The 768-nt window shown below is 67.8% G+C and carries 1 protein-coding gene; it reads left to right on the top strand.

Translation table 11 applies throughout. From position 1 onward, the window contains the following. Positions 1-768 (top strand): calcium-binding protein (locus JJ959_RS21245; RefSeq protein WP_292888475.1); only part of this gene is annotated, 768 nt, incomplete at both ends.

Genomic DNA, 768 nt, shown 5'->3' with positions numbered 1-768 from the left:
AACGCCGGCAGTGGCGACAACCGGGTCGATGCGGGCGACGGAGACAACCGGGTCACCGCGAGTGGCGGCGACGACACGGTCGAGACCGGCAGCGGCCGCGATCAGGTTCTGGCTGGTGGCGGCGATAACGAGATCACGTCCGGTTCGGGTAACGACACCATTTCGTCCGGCCGTGGCGACGACACGATCGAAGCGGGCAGCGGCAACGACTATGTGCGCACGACCGGCGGCGATAACCGGATCGACGGCGGCTCCGGCAACAACCAGGTGACCGCCGGTTCCGGCGATGACCGGATCGAGGCCGAAGGCGGCAATGACCGGATCGTGGCGGGCGATGGCGATAACACCATCGAGGCGGGCGACGGCAACAATGCGGTGACGAGCGGCCGCGGTGATGACGACATCGAAGCCGGCCGTGGCAACGACACGATCTCGTCTGGCGCCGGTGACGATACGATCGATGCCGGTTCGGGCAACGACCGGGTGGTGGCGACGGACGGCGACAACCGGATCGATGTCGGCAGCGGCAACAACCAGGTAACGGCAGGCCGTGGCGACGACCGGATCGATGCCGGCTCGGGCAATGACGTCATCAACGCCGGCAGTGGCGACAACCGGGTCGATGCGGGCGACGGAGACAACCGGGTCACCGCGAGTGGCGGCGACGACACGATCGAGACCGGCAGTGGCCGCGATCAGGTGCTGGCTGGTGGCGGCGACAATGAGATCGAGACCGGTGCCGGCAATGACACGGTGCTGTCCGGGCGC

This window comes from Nisaea sp. (genome assembly GCF_017640745.1).
Classification (GTDB): Bacteria; Pseudomonadota; Alphaproteobacteria; order Thalassobaculales; family Thalassobaculaceae; genus Nisaea.
The sequence above is the reverse complement of the archived record's forward strand: the minus strand, read 5'-3'. Positions and strand labels throughout refer to the sequence as shown.